General features: G+C 64.4%; 15 protein-coding genes. 10 read left to right on the top strand and 5 right to left on the bottom strand.

What is annotated here, in order from left to right:
• Positions 1 to 9: 9 nt before the first annotated feature.
• The 5 genes from AC0IXR_RS07035 (at position 10) to AC0IXR_RS07015 (ending at position 4948) form a co-directional block, all read left to right on the top strand.
• Complete coding sequence (locus AC0IXR_RS07035) at positions 10 to 588, top strand: NADPH-dependent FMN reductase (RefSeq protein WP_420604571.1); 579 nt, start codon at positions 10 to 12, stop codon at positions 586 to 588.
• Between the two features lie 299 nt (positions 589 to 887).
• Entirely contained in the window at positions 888 to 1214 is a 327-nt protein-coding gene (locus AC0IXR_RS07030) for a hypothetical protein (protein WP_471760176.1), read from the top strand.
• A 138-nt stretch (positions 1215 to 1352) separates the two neighbouring features.
• Positions 1353 to 3665 carry a ribonuclease R gene (gene rnr, locus AC0IXR_RS07025; RefSeq protein ID WP_471760175.1) on the top strand — a complete coding sequence of 771 codons (2313 nt, stop codon included), beginning with the start codon at positions 1353 to 1355 and terminating at the stop codon, positions 3663 to 3665.
• Between the two features lie 103 nt (positions 3666 to 3768).
• The gene (locus AC0IXR_RS07020) at positions 3769 to 4248 is read left to right on the top strand and encodes a DUF983 domain-containing protein (protein WP_056430270.1); all 480 of its coding nucleotides are present in this window, start codon (positions 3769 to 3771) and stop codon (positions 4246 to 4248) included.
• Positions 4205 to 4948 (top strand): NUDIX hydrolase, encoded by a 744-nt coding sequence (locus AC0IXR_RS07015; RefSeq protein ID WP_311275297.1) that lies wholly within the window; start codon positions 4205 to 4207, stop codon positions 4946 to 4948. The genes AC0IXR_RS07020 and AC0IXR_RS07015 overlap by 44 nt, the downstream gene beginning before the upstream one ends.
• Before the next feature lie 275 nt (positions 4949 to 5223).
• Here AC0IXR_RS07015 and AC0IXR_RS07010 read toward each other — a convergent pair whose 3' ends face one another.
• The 5 genes from AC0IXR_RS07010 to AC0IXR_RS06990 all read right to left on the bottom strand — a co-directional run bounded on the left by AC0IXR_RS07010 (position 5224) and on the right by AC0IXR_RS06990 (position 11400).
• Entirely contained in the window at positions 5224 to 6624 is a 1401-nt protein-coding gene (locus AC0IXR_RS07010; RefSeq protein WP_207410630.1) for a class II 3-deoxy-7-phosphoheptulonate synthase, read from the bottom strand.
• 228 nt (positions 6625 to 6852) lie between these two features.
• Positions 6853 to 7152, bottom strand: a complete 300-nt coding sequence (locus tag AC0IXR_RS07005) for an RNA polymerase sigma factor region1.1 domain-containing protein (protein ID WP_056430260.1) — start codon at positions 7150 to 7152, stop codon at positions 6853 to 6855.
• A gap of 82 nt (positions 7153 to 7234) precedes the next feature.
• The gene (locus tag AC0IXR_RS07000; protein ID WP_471760267.1) at positions 7235 to 9532 is read right to left on the bottom strand and encodes an FdhF/YdeP family oxidoreductase; all 2298 of its coding nucleotides are present in this window, start codon (positions 9530 to 9532) and stop codon (positions 7235 to 7237) included.
• Positions 9533 to 9616: 84 nt separating this feature from the next.
• On the bottom strand, positions 9617 to 11002 hold the full coding sequence (gor, locus tag AC0IXR_RS06995; RefSeq protein WP_471760172.1) for a glutathione-disulfide reductase: 1386 nt from the start codon (positions 11000 to 11002) through the stop codon (positions 9617 to 9619).
• A 113-nt stretch (positions 11003 to 11115) separates the two neighbouring features.
• Positions 11116 to 11400 carry a hypothetical protein gene (locus AC0IXR_RS06990; RefSeq protein WP_471760170.1) on the bottom strand — a complete coding sequence of 95 codons (285 nt, stop codon included), beginning with the start codon at positions 11398 to 11400 and terminating at the stop codon, positions 11116 to 11118.
• Here AC0IXR_RS06990 and AC0IXR_RS06985 point away from each other — a divergent pair.
• The 5 genes from AC0IXR_RS06985 (at position 11399) to AC0IXR_RS06965 (ending at position 16811) form a co-directional block, all read left to right on the top strand.
• Positions 11399 to 11785 carry a hypothetical protein gene (locus tag AC0IXR_RS06985; RefSeq protein WP_056430254.1) on the top strand — a complete coding sequence of 129 codons (387 nt, stop codon included), beginning with the start codon at positions 11399 to 11401 and terminating at the stop codon, positions 11783 to 11785. The two genes, AC0IXR_RS06990 and AC0IXR_RS06985, sit on opposite strands and share 2 nt — an antisense overlap.
• Before the next feature lie 50 nt (positions 11786 to 11835).
• Complete coding sequence (locus AC0IXR_RS06980; protein WP_056453977.1) at positions 11836 to 12471, top strand: general stress protein; 636 nt, start codon at positions 11836 to 11838, stop codon at positions 12469 to 12471.
• 258 nt (positions 12472 to 12729) lie between these two features.
• Positions 12730 to 13935, top strand: a complete 1206-nt coding sequence (locus tag AC0IXR_RS06975; protein ID WP_471760168.1) for a tyrosine-type recombinase/integrase — start codon at positions 12730 to 12732, stop codon at positions 13933 to 13935.
• Positions 13936 to 14713: 778 nt separating this feature from the next.
• Positions 14714 to 14929, top strand: a complete 216-nt coding sequence (locus tag AC0IXR_RS06970) for a helix-turn-helix transcriptional regulator (protein WP_471760167.1) — start codon at positions 14714 to 14716, stop codon at positions 14927 to 14929.
• Between the two features lie 148 nt (positions 14930 to 15077).
• Positions 15078 to 16811 (top strand): bifunctional DNA primase/polymerase, encoded by a 1734-nt coding sequence (locus AC0IXR_RS06965; RefSeq protein WP_471760166.1) that lies wholly within the window; start codon positions 15078 to 15080, stop codon positions 16809 to 16811.
• Positions 16812 to 16830: the final 19 nt, after the last annotated feature.

Raw genomic sequence — 16830 nt, 5'->3', positions numbered from 1 at the left:
AGCAGTGCCATGTCCCTCGTGATCCCCGTCATCCTCGGTTCCGTCCGCAGCGAACGCCAGGGCTTGCGCGCGGCGCGCTTCCTCGTGGCGCGCCTGCGGGAACGCGGCATCGAGGCTCCGCTGGTGGACCCGGCGGAGTTGAAGCTGCCGCTCCTCGACAAGATGTACAAGGAATATCCCAAGGGCGAGGCGCCTCCGGTGCTCGAGGACCTCGCCACGCTCTACCGCCGGTCGGATGCGTTCGTGGTCGTCTCGGCCGAGTACAATCACTCGATCCCGCCGGCCCTCTCGAACACGCTGGATCACTTCCTCGAAGAGTATTTCTGGCGGCCTTCGGCCATCGTCTGTTACTCGGCCGGCCAATATGGCGGCGTCCGCGCGGCGATGCAGCTCCGGGCGATGATGGCCGAGCTCGGCGCACCGAGCATCGCGTCGCTGCTGCCGATCCCCCGCATCCACAAGGCGCTCGACGAAGAAGGCGTGCCGCAGGAGGAATGGCTAGGCAAGGCCGCCAAGCGGTTCCTCGACGAACTCGTTTGGCATGCCGAGGCCCTGAAGGCGCAGCGCGCCAAGGGCACGCCCTACTGACTGGGGTCTGTTTGATCGCATGTCTCGGCGGATGCTGATGCCAGGGTCGATCATCCCAGCAGACCGCTTCATCCCGAGGTGCCCGCGTCAGCGGGCTTTGAGAGAGCCCTCCAGTTGGCGCGCGATTTCTGAAAGCCTCCTTCGAGGCCGCTACGCCGCACCTCAGGATGAGGTAGAGCGTTGGAAAAGCGACTCAAACAGGCTCTGAGGGTGGTGCTTCGTGCCGGGGATCCGCCGATGCGTCGCCCGGCGCGGGTTTTGCGCGTTGACCATCCATGATGCCGGAGGCCGCAGCAAAGATGACGATTCTTCAGACCCTTCTCGCCAGTCTCGTGAAGGCGGCACTGATCTCCGACGACGCGACGAGTCTTCGCTGGCGTGACGAGGCGAGGCGCGCCCATGCGGCGCTCGCCTCGGACCCGTCGGCGGTGGCGGGGTTGAAGATCGACGGGATCTGGACCTTGGCCGTCCGCGAGGCGGAGGCCCCCGAGCTTCGTGCCTCTGAGAACAGGGTCTCGTTCACGCTGCCGGTCGCCTGCCCGTTCAGCCTCGCCGACATCACCGATCCGGGTTTCGACATTGATGCCGGGGTGGAGCGGATCGTCGGTTCCGCGTCCACCGGTTGATGAACATCGGAAGAACATTGCCCCCGGCCTCGCGCGGTCCCATGTTAACGGATGTGGAAAGGCCCGAGCCTGAGGCTTTTCGACCTCTCGCCGCGAAGACATGAGCGGCGGGTTAGACGAGTTCGAGCCCAGAGACATTTGGCCAGACGCATCAATCCCAACCCCGGGCAGAGCGCCCTTCCCTCCCGCGAGCAGATTCTCGCCTTCATCGCGCAGGCGACCGAGAAGGTCGGCAAGCGCGAGATCGCCGCGGCGTTCAACATCAAGGGTGCCGATCGCATCGGCTTGAAGCGAATCCTCAAGGAGATCGAGGAGGAAGGGGAGATCGAGCGCGGACGCGCCGGGCTGGTGCCGCCCGGCCGGCTGCCGCCGGTGACGCTGGCCGATATCAAGTCGCGCGATCGCGATGGCGATTTCTTTGCCGTTCCCGTGGAATGGGACCATGCGAAGGGACCCCCGCCGAAGATCCTGGTTTCTTCTCCGCGCAGCGGCAAGAAGCCGGGCCGGGCCGCGCCCGGTATCGGGGACCGCGCCCTTCTGCGCGTCGAACTCATTCCCGGCGAGAGCGGGCGCTATTCCGGCCGTGTCATCAAGGTGATCGGCAAGAACAAGGCGGAGGTGATCGGCGTCTACCGCTCCGGCCCCGATGGCGGTCGCATCGTGCCCGTTGAGAAGCGGGCGCAGGGCCGCGAGATCGCGATTCCGGCCGGCGAGGAAGGCGAGGCGCGGGACGGCGACCTCGTCAGCGTCAGCCTCGTCAGCGAGAGCCGGTTCGGCTTGCCGCGTGGGCGCGTGACCGAGCGCCTCGGGTCGCTCGGCTCGGAGCGCGCCGTGAGCCTGATCGCGCTGCATCTCCACCACATCCCCCACGTCTTCGCCGCCGACACTCTGGCCGAGGCCGACGCGGTGGAGCCGGTGGGGATGAAGGGCCGTGAGGATTGGCGCGCCGAGCCGCTCCTGACCATCGACCCGCCCGACGCCAAGGACCATGACGACGCTGTGATGGCGGTGCCGGACCCGGACGAGGCCAATCAGGGCGGCTTCGTCGTCACCGTCGCCATCGCCGATGTGGCCGCCTATGTCCGCCCCGGCTCGGCCCTCGACCGCGAAGCGCTGTTGCGCGGCAACTCGGTCTATTTCCCGGACCGCGTCGTGCCGATGCTGCCGGAGCGCATCTCCAACGACCTTTGCTCGCTGAGGGAAAAGGAGGATCGGCCCGCCATCGCGGTGCGCATGGTGATCGGCCCCGACGGCGTGAAGAAGCGCCACAGCTTCCACCGGGTCATGATGCGCTCGCGCGCCAAGCTGTCCTACGCCCAGGCGCAGGCGGCGATCGACGGATTCACCGACGAGACGACCGCGCTCCTGCTGGAGCCGATCCTTCGCCCGCTCTGGGCCGCCTACGCGGCCCTGACGGCGGCGCGCGAGGCACGCGGCCCCCTCGCCCTCGATCTGCCGGAGCGGAAGGTGCTGCTGACGCCGGACGGGGCCGTGGACCGGGTGGTGGTGCCGGCCCGCCTCGACGCGCACCGGCTCATCGAGGAGTTCATGATCCAGGCCAACGTGGCCGCCGCCGAGACCCTGGAGCAGGCGAAACAGCCGCTGATCTACCGCGTCCATGACGAGCCGGCCCTGGAGAAGATGCGCGCGCTCGGCGAGGTTCTGGCCTCCATCGGCATCAAGATCCCCAAGGAAGGTGCCCTGCGCCCTGCCCTGTTCAACCGCATCCTCGGCGCGGTGGCCGAGACCGAGCATGCGATCTTCATCAACGAGGTCGTGCTGCGCTCGCAGGCCCAGGCCGTCTATGCCGCGCAGAATCTCGGGCATTTCGGCCTGAACCTCAGGCGCTACGCCCATTTCACCTCGCCGATCCGGCGCTATGCCGATCTCATCGTCCACCGGGCGCTGATCGCCGCCTGCCGCCTTGGCCCGGACGGCTTGTCCTCCGACGTGACGGTGGGTGCTCTCGACCAGATCGGCGAGCAGATCTCGGCCGCCGAGCGTCGCGCCATGGCGGCCGAGCGCGAGACCATCGACCGGCTCATCGCGCATCACCTCGCCGACAGGGTCGGTGCTACCTTCACCGGCCAGATCTCGGGCGTCACCCGCGCCGGGCTCTTCATCAAACTCGACGAGACCGGCGCCGACGGCTTCGTGCCGATCTCCACCATCGGCAACGATTTCTACCACCACGACGAGGGGCGGCATGCTCTGGTCGGCTCGCGCAGCGGCGAGACCCATCGCCTCGGCGACCGGGTGGAGGTCAGGCTGGTGGAAGCGGCGGCCGTGGCCGGCGCCCTGCGCTTCGAACTGGTCTCCGAAGGTCAGTCCCGGCCACAGGTCGGCGGGGCGAGATCCCCGCGCTCGCCGAGCTTCCACAAGGTCGGCCCGCCCGGCAGGCCCGCCGGCATCCGCAACACCGGGTCGCGCCACCGCGAGTCGCGCCGCTAGGGCGGCTGGTGTAGGATCGGGCCTCGTCGGAACTGGTCTTCCCAGCCCCAACCTCGGCGATGAGGTCGCGGCGTTGGACATCCGAAGCGGAAGGTAGATCGCCATGACCGAGAGCGTCGAGACCCTGCCCGGAGAGCGTGTCGGCCTCGTCAAGTCGATGGCGCGCGGCTTCCTGTGCCGCTGCCCGCATTGCGGCGAGGGCAAGCTCTTCGGCAAGTTCCTGAAGGTCCGTCCTTCCTGCGACGCGTGCGGGCTCGAATTCCACCACCACCGGGCCGACGACCTTCCGCCCTACGTGGTAATCTTCATCATCGGCCATATCGTCGGTTATTTCATTCTCGAACTCGAGACGAATTACGACGTACCGTTGTGGTTTCAGCTCTCGTTCTGGCCGATCGTGACCCTCGGATCGGCGCTTGCCCTGCTGCAGCCGGTGAAGGGCGCGGTAGTCGGATTGCAGTACGCCCTTGGCATGGGAGGCTTTGCCACGCTACCGACGGGGACAAGCGTGGCAATTGCGCGATCCGAGGAGGTTCAGCTTGGACCAAGCGACAATCCTACCCCCGGCCTCGGCCGCCTCTGAGCTTCGACGGCGCCCGGCCACCCTACGGCCGCGCAACGCGGCCACCCTCATCATCATCGACCGCACGGCGCGCCAGCCCAAATTCCTGATGGGCAAGCGCCATGACGGCCTCGCCTTCATGCCCGGCAAGTTCGTCTTCCCCGGCGGGAGGATCGAGCCCGGAGATCGCCGCATGAGCGTCGCCGGAGCGCTCTCGACGCGCGCGGAAGATGCCCTGGCCAAGCGCGTGCCGCGCGCCTCGCATTCCCTCGGGCGAGCGCTCGCTTTGGCGGCGATCCGCGAGACCTCCGAGGAGACCGGACTTTTCCTGGGCACCAAGGAATACGGACCGCCCGACACCGCGCCGGAGGGAAGCTGGTCGGCCTTCAAGGAGTTCGGAATCCTGCCGGACCTCGAATCGCTCCACCTGGTGGCGCGCGCGATTACGCCCCCCGGCCGACCGCGCCGGTTCGACACCCGCTTCTTCACCATCGACCGGAAAGCCGTGGCGGCGGAGCAGCCGGGGATCGTCACGCCGACATCCGAACTGGTGGAGCTTGCCTGGGTGAGTTTCGCCGAGGCGCGCAACCTCGACCTGCCGCGGATCACCCGCGTCGTCCTCGACGAATTGGAGCTGCAGATCGCCGGTGGGTTCGCGCCCTACCTGCCGATCCCGTTCTTCTACGAGCGGAGCGGCAAGCATGTCAGGGAGGTTCTGTAGACGGCCGCAGGAACCGTATCCGCTCACATTCCGTTGATCGAACGATGATGTAGCTGGAGTATGACGATGCTGAAAGGCGGATTGTTGTGGTTGATCGGTATCCCATTGCCGATCATTTTGCTGATCTACTTCTTCACGTCCTGGCTGCACTGAGCGGAACTGAAACGGGACGTACCGCCGAGGCCGATGAGCCGGCTCATCGGCGGGCATGACATGAAAAAGCCCTCTCCCCCGACCGGGGAGAGGGCTTTTTCGTTAGTAGATACGAGCGCCAGCTACTCGGCGGCGTCGAGGCGCGGGCGGACGATTTCGGCGCGTTCGCGCTTCACCAGTTCGGCCGTGAGGAACGCGACTTCCAACGCCTGCTCCGCATTGAGGCGGGGATCGCAATAGGTGTGGTAGCGATCCTGCAGGTCGTCGGCCGTCAGCGCGCGGGCGCCGCCGGTGCATTCCGTGACGTTCTTGCCGGTCATCTCGAGATGGATGCCGCCGGCGATGGTCTGCTCCGCCCGGTGGACGCCGAAGAAGCCTTCGATCTCCGTCATCACCCGCTCGAACGGACGCGTCTTGTAACGTCCGGCCGCGATGGTGTTGCCGTGCATCGGATCGCAGACCCACACGACCTTGCGGCCCTCGCGCTCCACCGTGCGGATCAGCCCGGGCAGATGCTCGCCGACCTTGTCCGCGCCGAAGCGGCAGATCAGGGTCAGACGGCCCGCTTCGTTCTCCGGGTTGAGCTGGTCGATCAGTTTGATCAGCCCTTCCGAGGTCATCGACGGCCCGCATTTCAGCCCGATCGGGTTCTTGATCCCGCGCGCATACTCGATATGCGCGTGGTCGGCCTGGCGGGTGCGGTCGCCGACCCAGAGCATGTGGCCCGATGTGGCGTACCAGTCACCGCTGGTGGAATCGACGCGGGTCAGCGCTTCCTCGTAGCCGAGGAGGAGCGCCTCGTGGCTCGTGAAGAAATCCGTGGTGCGGACTTCCTGATGCGTCTCGGGGTTGATGCCGATGGCGCGCATGAAGTCGAGGGCGTCGCTCATCCGCTCCGCCACGTCCTGGTAGCGTGAGGATTGCGGGCTGTCCTTGACGAAGCCGAGCATCCAGCGATGCGCGTTCTCGAGATTGGCGTAGCCGCCGGTCGCGAAAGCGCGCAGCAGGTTGAGCGTCGCCGCCGACTGGCGGTACGCCTCCAACTGCCGGCGCGGATCGGGGATGCGCGCCTCCTCCGTGAAGGTGATGCCGTTGACGATGTCGCCCCGGTAGCTCGGCAGGCTCACGCCATCCATCGTCTCGGTGGGCGAGGAGCGCGGCTTGGCGAACTGCCCGGCGATGCGCCCGACCTTCACGACCGGCGAGCCGCCCGCGAAGGTGAGCACCAGCGCCATCTGCAGGAAGACGCGGAAGAAATCGCGGATGTTGTCGGCCGAATGCTCGTCGAAGCTCTCGGCGCAATCGCCGCCCTGCAGCAGGAAGGCTTCGCCGGTGGAGACGCGGGCGAGCGCCGATTTCAGCTTGCGCGCCTCACCTGCAAAAACGAGGGGCGGAAAGCTGGCGAGCTGGGTCTCGACCGTCTGGAGCGCAGCGGCATCCGGATAGGCCGGTACCTGCTGGATCGGCAGGTTGCGCCAAGATGTCGGCGTCCAACCGCTCTTCGATGTCCAACGCTCGCCCATGATGATCTCCCGTCCACCTCTCGGCCGGCTTCACGAAAGGGGAATCCCTCGCGAAGAGCGGGGCTTATAGAGCGGTTCTCGTAGAGAAGCGAGGGATACGCACCGGCCGGTTCCGCCGGTCGCGAGAGTGTCCCGCCCGATAAGGCCAAGGTCGACCCAGTAGATGGAGATTGGCCGTCGTCGACTCAAGACGCCGCGCGCTCGGCGGGATGCCCGGAGAGGGAGTTGCTACTCGCCCTCCCCGTCCTCTACGGCGATGCCGTGCTCCGACAGGATCCAGAAGATCGCTTCGAGATCCTCGGCCGTCACGTCGCGCGGAGGCAGGGCCTCCTCCAGATCCTCGTAGGTCAGGCGGCGCGCACGCTGCGCTTCGGCCTTGGCGAGAAGACGGTCCACCGTCTCGCGCATATCCTCCGGCAGGGCATCGTGGCTCGGCAGGCGACGCTCGACGTCCGGAAACAGCGCCTGTTCCAGCATTCGGTCGATGATCGCCTGGCGCCGGTCATGCGCGTCGTCGTTCTGTGCCATGTCCCGTTATGGAGCGCGGAAGCCGCTCGAAACAAGTGAGCGTTATATCACCGACCTCCGGGCGCCGGAGGACGCGGCGACCTTAACCCTGGAGGGTCGAGGCCGAGCGGGCGATGGTCACCGGGATCGCCTTGGCGGCCGGCGTCTTCGATTGCTCGTCATGGTGCCAGAGCGGGATGAGCGGATTGAGCTCCGGGTAGTAGCCCGCGCAATTCCCTGGCGGGATGTTGTAGGCCACGATGCGAAGCCCCTTCACCGAACGGACCCTATCGTCGGCGACCGTCGTCACATCGACGATCTGGGCATCGGCGAAGCCGAGCCGGGCGATATCGGCGGCATTCATGAACAACACCATCCGGGTGCCCTTCACGCCGCGGAATCGGTCGTCGTAGCCGTAGACAGTGGTGTTGAACTGGTCGTTCGAGCGCAACGTGATGAGGTCGAGAGCCTCGGCGCTCCGCAGCGGCATGTCGGGATCGGCCTCGATTCCCTCGGGAACCGTGAAATTGGCCTTGCCGGTCTCCGTCTCCCAGCGGCGTTCGCGGGCGGCCAGGGGCTTGTGGATGCCGCCCGGCTCGAACATCCGGCCTTCGAGATTGTGGAACACCGAGGGGTAAGTCGTCTCCATGGCCCCGCGAATGCGGGAATAGTCACCGACCCATGCGTCCCAGGGAACGTTCGGGTTTGGCTCCAGGGTCGCCTTGGCGATCTCGGCGACGATCCACGGCTCGGAGCGGACCTGTTCGCTCACCGGATTGGTCTTGCCCCGCGAACCGTGGAAACACGAGGTCGAGCTCTCCATCGAGACCGCCTGCGAACCGCTCGCCTGGGTGTCGATTTCGATCCGGCCGAGGCAGGGCAGGATATAGGCAACCTCACCGTTGATGAGGTGCGAGCGGTTGAGCTTGGTCGAGATCTGCACGGTGAGGCGCATGCCCGGCCACGCCTCTTCCATCCGCACCGTCTCGGGCACCGCTCGAACGAAGTTGCCGCCGAGGCTGACGAAGGCCTTCACCTCCCCGGAGACGATGCCATCGCAGGCCTCCACGGTGTTGAGGCCCTTCTCGCGCGGCGGCTCGAAACCGTATTGCTCCTTCAGCATGTCCAGCGGCGCGAGTTCCGGCTTCTCGGTGATCCCCACCGTGCGTTGGCCCTGGACGTTGGAATGGCCCCGAACCGGAGAGGGCCCGGCGCCCTTCCGCCCGATATTCCCGCGCAGGAGGAGGAGATTCACGAGCATCTGCACGGATTCCGTGCCCTTGCGATGCTGGGTCAATCCCATGCCGTAGACGCCGATGACGGCACGCGCGCGGGCATAGACGGTGGCCGCCGCCTCGATGGCAGCGCGGGTGAGACCCGACCGGCCTTCGAGGGCCGCCCAATCCTGTGACTCGCAATAGGCCGCGAAGGCGTCGAACCCATGGGTGTGTTCGTCGATGAAGCTCCGGTCGAGGATGCCGGGGCGCCCGACGCTCAGCGCCTCTCGGTCGGCTGCGATGAGCGCCTTGCACATCCCGGTGATCGCCGCGAGATCGCCGCCGGCCTTGACCTGATGGTACTGGGTCGAGATCTCGGTGGCGTGGCCTGTCGCCATTTCCACCACCGACTGGGGGTTGGTGAACCGCTCCAATCCGCGCTCGCGCAGCGGGTTGAAGGTGATGATCGGAACCCGGCGTTTGCGGGCCTCCTGCAATTGATGCAGCATCCGGGGGGCGTTCGAGCCGACATTCTGGCCGAAGAACAGGATCAGGTCGGTCGCCTCGAAATCGTCCAGCACCACCGTTCCCACGGGGACGCCGATCGATGCCTTCAGCCCGACGGAGGTCGGCTCGTGGCACATGTTGGACGAATCGGGCAGGTTGTTGTTGCCGTACATCCGGGCGAAAAGCCCATAGATGTAGGACGTCTCCAGCGAGGCGCGGCCCGACGTGTAGAACACCACCGATTTCGGATCGAGGGCGCGCAATTGACGGCCGATCGCCGCCGTCGCCTCGTCCCAGGAGACCGGCATGTAGCGATCGCTCGTTGCGTCGTAGCGCATCGGATGCGTGAGCCGGCCCTGCTCCTCCAGGGCGTAATCCGTCCAGCCGCGGAGTTCCGTCACCGTGTGCTTGGCGAAGAAGTCGGGTCCGCAGCGCTTGGCGGTCTGCTCCCAGGCCGTCGCCTTCGCGCCGTTCTCGCAATACTCGAACGTCAGCGGCTTGGCGGGTTTGGCCCAGGCGCAGGACACGCACATGAAGCCGTCCGGCTTGTTCTGCTTCATCAGCAGCGCCGCGCCGGAGACGGGAATCTCTTCCCGCAGAAGAATTTCGGTGAGAGATTGCGCCGAGCCCCAGCCGCCGGCCGGCCCGTCATAGGCCTCGATCTTCGGCTCCGCCATCTTGTCGGTCATTCGCTGGGCCTTTGCCGATGAATCGGTTCAGAGCCCAACGGCAGCGCCGAGTACCTGTTCCGGGGTGCGGCTCTAACCCACTCCTTCCGGCCGCTTGGTCACGGCGGGCACCCGCATGGTGACGAGTTCCTCGCCCGCCGTGGGATGGACCGCGATAGTCCTGTCGAAATCGGCCTTCGTCGCTCCCATCGTCACCGCGATGGCGACGGCCTGGATGATCTCCCCGGCATCGTGGCCGACGATATGGACGCCGAGCACCCGGTCGCTGGCGCAGTCCACGATGATCTTCATCAGGACACGCTCGGCGCTGCCGGACAGCGTCGCCTTCATCGGGCGGAAGCTCGACTTGTAGACATCGATAGTCTCGAACCGCTCGCGCGCCTGCTCCTCGGTGAGGCCGACGGTGCCGATCTCGGGCGTCGAGAACACGGCGGTGGCGATGAGTTCGTGGTTCACCGCCCACGGCCTGCCGCCGAATACGGTGTCGGCGAAGGCATGGCCCTCGCGGATGGCGATGGGCGTCAGGGCGGCGCGGTTGGTGACGTCGCCCACCGCGTAGATCGAAGGCACGCTTGTCTGCGAGAAGGCGTCCACCGGGATCGCACCGCTCTCGTCGGTCTCGATCCCCACGGCCTCCAGGCCGAGGCCGGTGACCGCCGGCCTGCGCCCGGTGGCGACGAGGACCTGATCGACTTCGAGAACGCTGCCGTCGCCGAGGGTCGCGGCAATGCCGCCCTCACCGCGTTCGAGGCGCTCCACCGTCTGGTTGAGCCGAAGATCCAGGCGCTTCTCATAAGCGAGGCCGAGGGCGTCGCGGACCTCATCGTCGAACCCGCGCAGCAGGCGGTCGCCCCGGTGCAGCAGGGTCGTGCGCGAGCCGAGATGCGCGAAGACGCTGGCGAACTCGACCGCGATGTAGCCACCTCCGATGACCAGGATCCGCTTCGGCAGGGTCTCGAGTTCGAAGACCTCGTTGGAGGTGATGCCGAGATCGCCGCCGGGAATGACCGGCACCTTCACCGGATACGCGCCCACCGCCACGAGGATGTACTTCGCCCGCACACGGCGACCCGAGCCGACGAGGCGGATCGTATGCGCGTCCTCGATGACGGCCCGTTCGGGGATGATGGTGACGTTCATCCGTTCGAGGTTGGTGTCGTAGATCGATTCGAGGCGTGAGACCTCGGCGTCCCGGCGCGCTTTCAGCACGCTCCAATCGAAATGCGGCTCACTCACCGACCAGCCGAAACCGGCCGCGTCCTCGAACTCGTCGGCGAAGCGCCCGGCATAGACCATCAGCTTTTTCGGGACGCAGCCGCGGATCACGCAGGTGCCGCCGATCCGGTACTCTTCGGCGAGACTCACCCTGGCGCCGTAGCCGGCGGCGATGCGTGCCGCGCGCACGCCCCCCGAGCCACCACCGATGACGAATAGATCGACGTCGAATTCGTCGGTCATGGCAGGCTCCTCACAGCGACGGATGCAGGTTCGGCGATCCTGGTGGAACGCGGGGCTCATTCTGTCCGCTCTATCGCAGGAACACGATGCCCGTCATCGCCGCGCGGCGAAATTCAACGCTGCCGCTTCGGTTCGTCACTGAGGGCATGGATCGGGCCGGTCAGATCGGCGGTCCAGAGACGGGCGACAGCTTCGCGCCGAGCAAGCGAAGGTGCTGTCGTAATTTCATGGAACAATAATCTAGCCAACGAAATGGAACAGGTGCGGGAGAGGGCGAATAGAAAAATCAATTTCCCTTCGAGATAAAGCCACGCTTCATGATGAAGCGTTGCGACATCTCGACGGAACGCTTTCGCTTCCTTCCGGATTGAATAGGTCCGATCGAGGGAGAATAACATGCGACATCAGCTGGCTACACTCGCGTTTGTGGCACTTCTAGGCTCGGGCACGGCCTATGCTCAGACCACCGTGACCGGCAAGCCCGCCACGGATGCCGAGACCAGCGCCAAGTCTGGCGGCCAAGAATCCGTGACGCGCCCGAACACCGACAAGCCCGATGCGAAGAACCCCGCCACCACCCAGGCGGCGACCAACGCCAAGCTGGAAGAAGGCGCGAACAGCTTCACCGAGGGCCAGACCCGGAGCCGCCTCGAACAGGCTGGCTACAAGGACGTCAAGGAACTCAAGAAGGACGACAAGGGCATCTGGCGCGGGGCGGCAACGCTCAACGGGAAGCCTGTCACCGTCGGCGTCGACTTCAAGGGCAACGTCGCTGCTCAGTAGCGACATCTCGGACGTCGCAGACTTGTCGATACAGTGAGAGGAACGATCCCATGGCAAACCAGACCATTACCGCACTCTACGATTCCTATGACGATGCCAGCAAGGCCGTCGCCAAGCTCGAAGCTTCGGGCATCAGCCACAGCGACATCAGCATCGTCAGCAGCAACGAGAACGACCGCCATGCCGGACGTGTAGCGACCGGCGATCATACCCGCACCGACACCGCCGAGACGGCGTCGACCGGTGCCGGGACGGGCGCCGGCGTCGGTACGCTCCTCGGCGGCGCGGCCGGTCTCCTGACGGGCCTCGGCCTGCTGGCGATCCCCGGTGTCGGTCCCGTCGTGGCCGCTGGTTGGCTTGTGACGACGCTCGCCGGTGCCGGCATCGGTGCCGCGGCCGGCGGTCTTGTCGGCGGCCTGACCGGCGCCGGTCTGAGCGAAGCCGATGCGCATACCTACAGCGAAGGCGTGCGTCGCGGCGGTACCCTCGTGACCGTCAAGGCCGACGATGCCCGCGCGTCCCTGGTGATGGACGTTCTCGAGGAGCACGGCTCGGTGAACGTGACCGAGCGTGCAGAGGGTTGGAAGGCCGAAGGCTGGACCGCGCCGAGCGCCACGCCGTCCGAGGCCACCACGGTCCCGGGCAACCGTACCGGCGTGCGCTCCTACCCCACCGCCTCGCTCTAACCGAGACGACCCATCCACGAATGGAAAAAGCCGCCCCGAAAGGGCGGCTTTTTCATGCCGTCTCGAAGGGGAGACGAAGCTTACTTGATCTTGGTACAATTTCCTTGTAAATCGCTGAAACCTAGGGGAACCAACAACCGGTTGATTCTGCTATATTTTTTGTTCCTACTTGTTTCATTATTTTCCATGCAGTACCGTCATTCTGTGACCCTGAGGTGACCCAGAGACCGGGCTGCGAGTTCAACCTTGCCTGCGAGAATGCTGACCGACGTCGAGGTGCGTTCACTAAAGCCTAAGGGCTCGGAGCGGCTCCTGATCTATGACGCGAAGGCCCGCGGCTTGTGCCTGAGGGTGTCAGCTAACTCGAAGTCGTGGAGCTTCATCTACCGGCCTAAGGGGAGTGTGAGCCAAAGGAGGTACACGATCGGGGATTATCCAGCATGGTCCCTATCTCAGGCTCGTGAGAAAGCGCTGGCGCTCCGCAGGATGGTGCAGGACGGGGATGACCCCGTCGCGGCGGACAAGAAGCGCAACGACGCGTTGACGGTGGCCAGCCTCGTGGAGCGCTTCATCGAGAAACACGCCAAAAAAAAGCTCCGATCCTGGCGGGACTACGAGGGGCTGCTGAAGCGCGATGTTGTGCCCGCGATTGGCCGAAGCCGAGCCGACGAGGTAACGCGAGGCGAAGTTGCGAACTTGCTCGACAAGGTCGCTGAGCGAGCCCCGGTCGTCAGCAATCGGGTGTTGAACACGCTCAGTTCCGTCTATTCCTGGGCGGTGTCCGAGGGCCTCGTACCTATGAACCCGGTCACCGGCCTAAAACGCAGGCACACTGAGGTACCGAAGGAGCGATACCTTTCTGACGGGGAGATCAAGGCCTTTTGGGAGGTCAGTGCATCCGCGGCTCCTGCCTATCGCGACGTCTTCCGGCTCATTCTGCTCACGGGGCAACGTCCCGGCGAGTGCGCTGGTATCAGAGCTGAGGAGGTCGATTTGGCCAAAGGCGTGTGGACGCTGCCGGCGGCGCGCACGAAGAATAAGCGGAAGCACACGATCCCGCTTGTTGGCGAGGCTTTTGTCATCATTCAGAGACTCCACAGAGAGCAGCCAACCGGTCCGCTGATCTTCAGCCCTCGCGGGAAAGTGCTTTCGCCTCAGAACATCGCCAAAGGCTTCGAACGGCTACGAGAAGGTGTCTTCGACACCAGCGCCACGCCACACGATCTGCGGCGGACGGCGGCGACGATCCTCGGCCGACTCGAAATTGATCGCATGACGGTCGCCTACATCCTCAATCATGCCAGCACCACGAAGAGCACGGTCACTGGCTCGACTTATGACCAGAACACCTACTTGCCGCAGAAGCGGCGTGCCCTTGAGGCGCTTGACGCCGAGATACGGGGGATTCTCACTGGAGAGCGAACTGCTTCTAACGTTGTCGAGCTCGACAGGAAACGGGGATGATTTGGGTCGAACGGTACGCAGGCACTCCCTTCACGCGGGAGCAGGTCGACCAACTTGGAACTTTGCTTGGATTACCTAGGCACGATGTAGCACTGATAGCGGCATCACATATCTCAGGCCTACTTCACGTTTTCACATTTTTTGAGCAGCGCCGTCTCGCTGTCCCGGATGCAAGGACTGCTAAGCGTAATCTTGGACGAATTGCGACCCTGACAGGACAGCTAGCGCACCTTCTCGAAGTGGAGCCTCTTGCCGACGAGCTTTTACGGGGCTCGGAGGGCTTTGAGGCTCGGCAGAATGAGGATGGCGGAATTGATATGTCGGTTTTGCTACAAGCAGATCGAGATCGTTTTCGCGATTTGATCCGAATGCTTCGGGCAATCCGTGCCAACGCGGATTTTATTTTACGCGATGACGAAAGCTTTCGCTCAGCTTACGCACTACCTCCAGCCCCGCAAGCGGGACGGTCGCCCTTCGCAAGCCAACTATGGCCTATGCTTTTTGATTTTTGGTCAAGCATGGGTAAGCGACCCGCCCTCACGGTGAACGGTCCCCTTCACCGGTTCGTTGCTCTGATTCATGTGGCCATTGGAGAGCCAGAACCGAGCGGGAGCACTCTTAAAGATGCTGTCATTCTGTGGAGACAGGACGGCCGCATGGCACATGCTGTCCGCAATCCGCCATGGCGGACCGAGGGAAAAGGATGACCGGCAGCCGTAATTCCGCGCGCCTCATATCATGAGCATCATTGGTGTCCCCAGAAAACTGGAGAGACACCATGAATACCTCGAACCGAGTTCTTCGTTTTCCCGAAGTTCGTGAGCGCACAGGCCTCAGCCGCACCACGATCTGGCGGCAAATACGGGCAGGCACCTTTCCAGCACCGGTGAAGATCAGCAAGTCCGCGATTGGCTGGCGCGAGGCTGAAGTGGTCGCCTGGGCAGCGGCACTTTCTCACGCTGAAAGTGCCACGCGTCCTGCTTCACACGCCTGACGGCTAGCGCCGCGATGGACCGAATTCAGATCCATACCGCCGAGCTCCGACACGCGCATCACGAGACGCGTATGGCTGCCCGCTTCGTGCCGCGGGCAGCCCACGACTCAAAACTCATACTTCTCGAACGCATAGGGGAGGCCGTGCGATGACCACATTCGCTCGCCTCGCCGTTCGGCTCATCGCAGAAGGTTACCAGCCCATTCCGGTTCGGCCGGGCAGGAAGGAGCCTGCGACCGCATCATGGCAGGTTAAGCCGTCCGCTAAGACTCTAAGCCGGTGGGTTGCTCGGCACACAAATGCTGGCGTCGGTCTCGTCGGTGGGCAAATTGTCGGGATCGACGTCGATGTCCTTGACCATGAGGGAGCACAGCGACTCGTCGATCTGGCGACGGCGCTACTCGGGCCAACGCCGCTCATCCGGGTTGGCCGGGCGCCAAAAAGGTTACTCGTCTACCGGCTCTCCGTACCCATGCAGACACGTCGCCTCACCTTGAAGAATGGCAAGCTGGAGTTGCTGGCCGAAGGTGCCTTTTTTGTCGCCTACGGCATCCATCCCGAGACGGAACTGCCATATCAATGGATCGATGAGGGCACGCCGGCCGATACGCCGGCTAGAGCCCTTCCGACCGTGACACCCCTCCAGCTAGAAGATCTGCTATGTCAAGCGGTTAGGCTATTTCCGGCGACGCAACATTCTAAAGTTCAGAGCGGTTCTGCGGCGCTTGGCAAGGCAGCTAGGATAGAACGGCAGCCAATCGTTCGATGCTCGCGAACAGGGAAGGTCATTGACGGACGCGAAGCGCATCTCGCGCAACTCGTGTACAACGAATGGCGCGCCAGGGATTTTGCATCGTCGAGAGAGATTGCGGACGCCGCATGGCTTGAGTTCGAGTCGACAACCGATCTCACCCGGCCAGCGCACGACGGCAAAGCCCCATGGCGGCTGCTGGATGCTGAGCGCCGAGCCCAGAGCCTTATCAGGAAAGCACAAAGGGGTGCGATCAAGCGCATCGTGAAGGCCCGGGGCCGGATGGCGACCCCGACGGGACAAGAACTAACCGATCAAGAACAAGCAGTTTTCAAGGCGCATGTTCTCGCCATGCACCAAGCTGGCCATCTGAGCCGCAATGACTGGCGCATCTCAGACTTAATGCTTTCCCGCATGCGAAGTGGGCAGTGCGTGGACTCAGTTGGCTACCTCGCCACGGCATTGAAAGTCAGCAACCCAACCGTACGGCGCGCTCGCCGAAATCTGCTCTTGAGCGGACTTTGGAATACGGGTCGACAGCTCGGAAATCGGGAGACCACTGCGCCCTACTTTTTGAACGCAACGAAGCTGGCGAAGCTCCTGACGACAAAGTCACTTTTAGATGGAGGGCAATCATCTTTGATACCCAATACCGTAGGGGGATCTAGGGGGGAAGGGGGGGCTCGGGCTGATGCTGAAAACGCGGTGCCTCTTCAGCCTACGCTTCCGGCTCAGCCTGCAGACACGATCCAGTTCAATTGGCTACCGTCCGAGGTCACTGATGGCGAGTTGAAGACTGCTCTCGATAGGTGGATGTCCGGACCAATTCCGGACATCGTGCGGCTCGCCTACACGGAAGCGAAGCGTCGGCGAGCCGTTCGTGAAGAGGACATTGCCCGTTCGGTGCAGATCAGCCGAACTCACGTCAGCAATGCCCGCCATGACACGTACGACTTGAGCGCGGAGGCGGCTGCACGGGTTAAGCATTGGCTCATGCCGGCCGCTTTCCCAGTCCCGAACGAATTCGTTCCTCAAGGCAATCGGCTTGCCCGCCCGCAGCACCGACGTGGGAGCCGCCGTCTGCCGGACCTGGGTTCAGCACAGCCAATGCTCATCCTACGCCCGTTCTAAATCATTGGCAGAAGCGAGC

It is taken from the genome of Methylobacterium sp. AC832, from assembly GCF_979256025.1.
The sequence above is the reverse complement of the archived record's forward strand: the minus strand, read 5'-3'. Positions and strand labels throughout refer to the sequence as shown.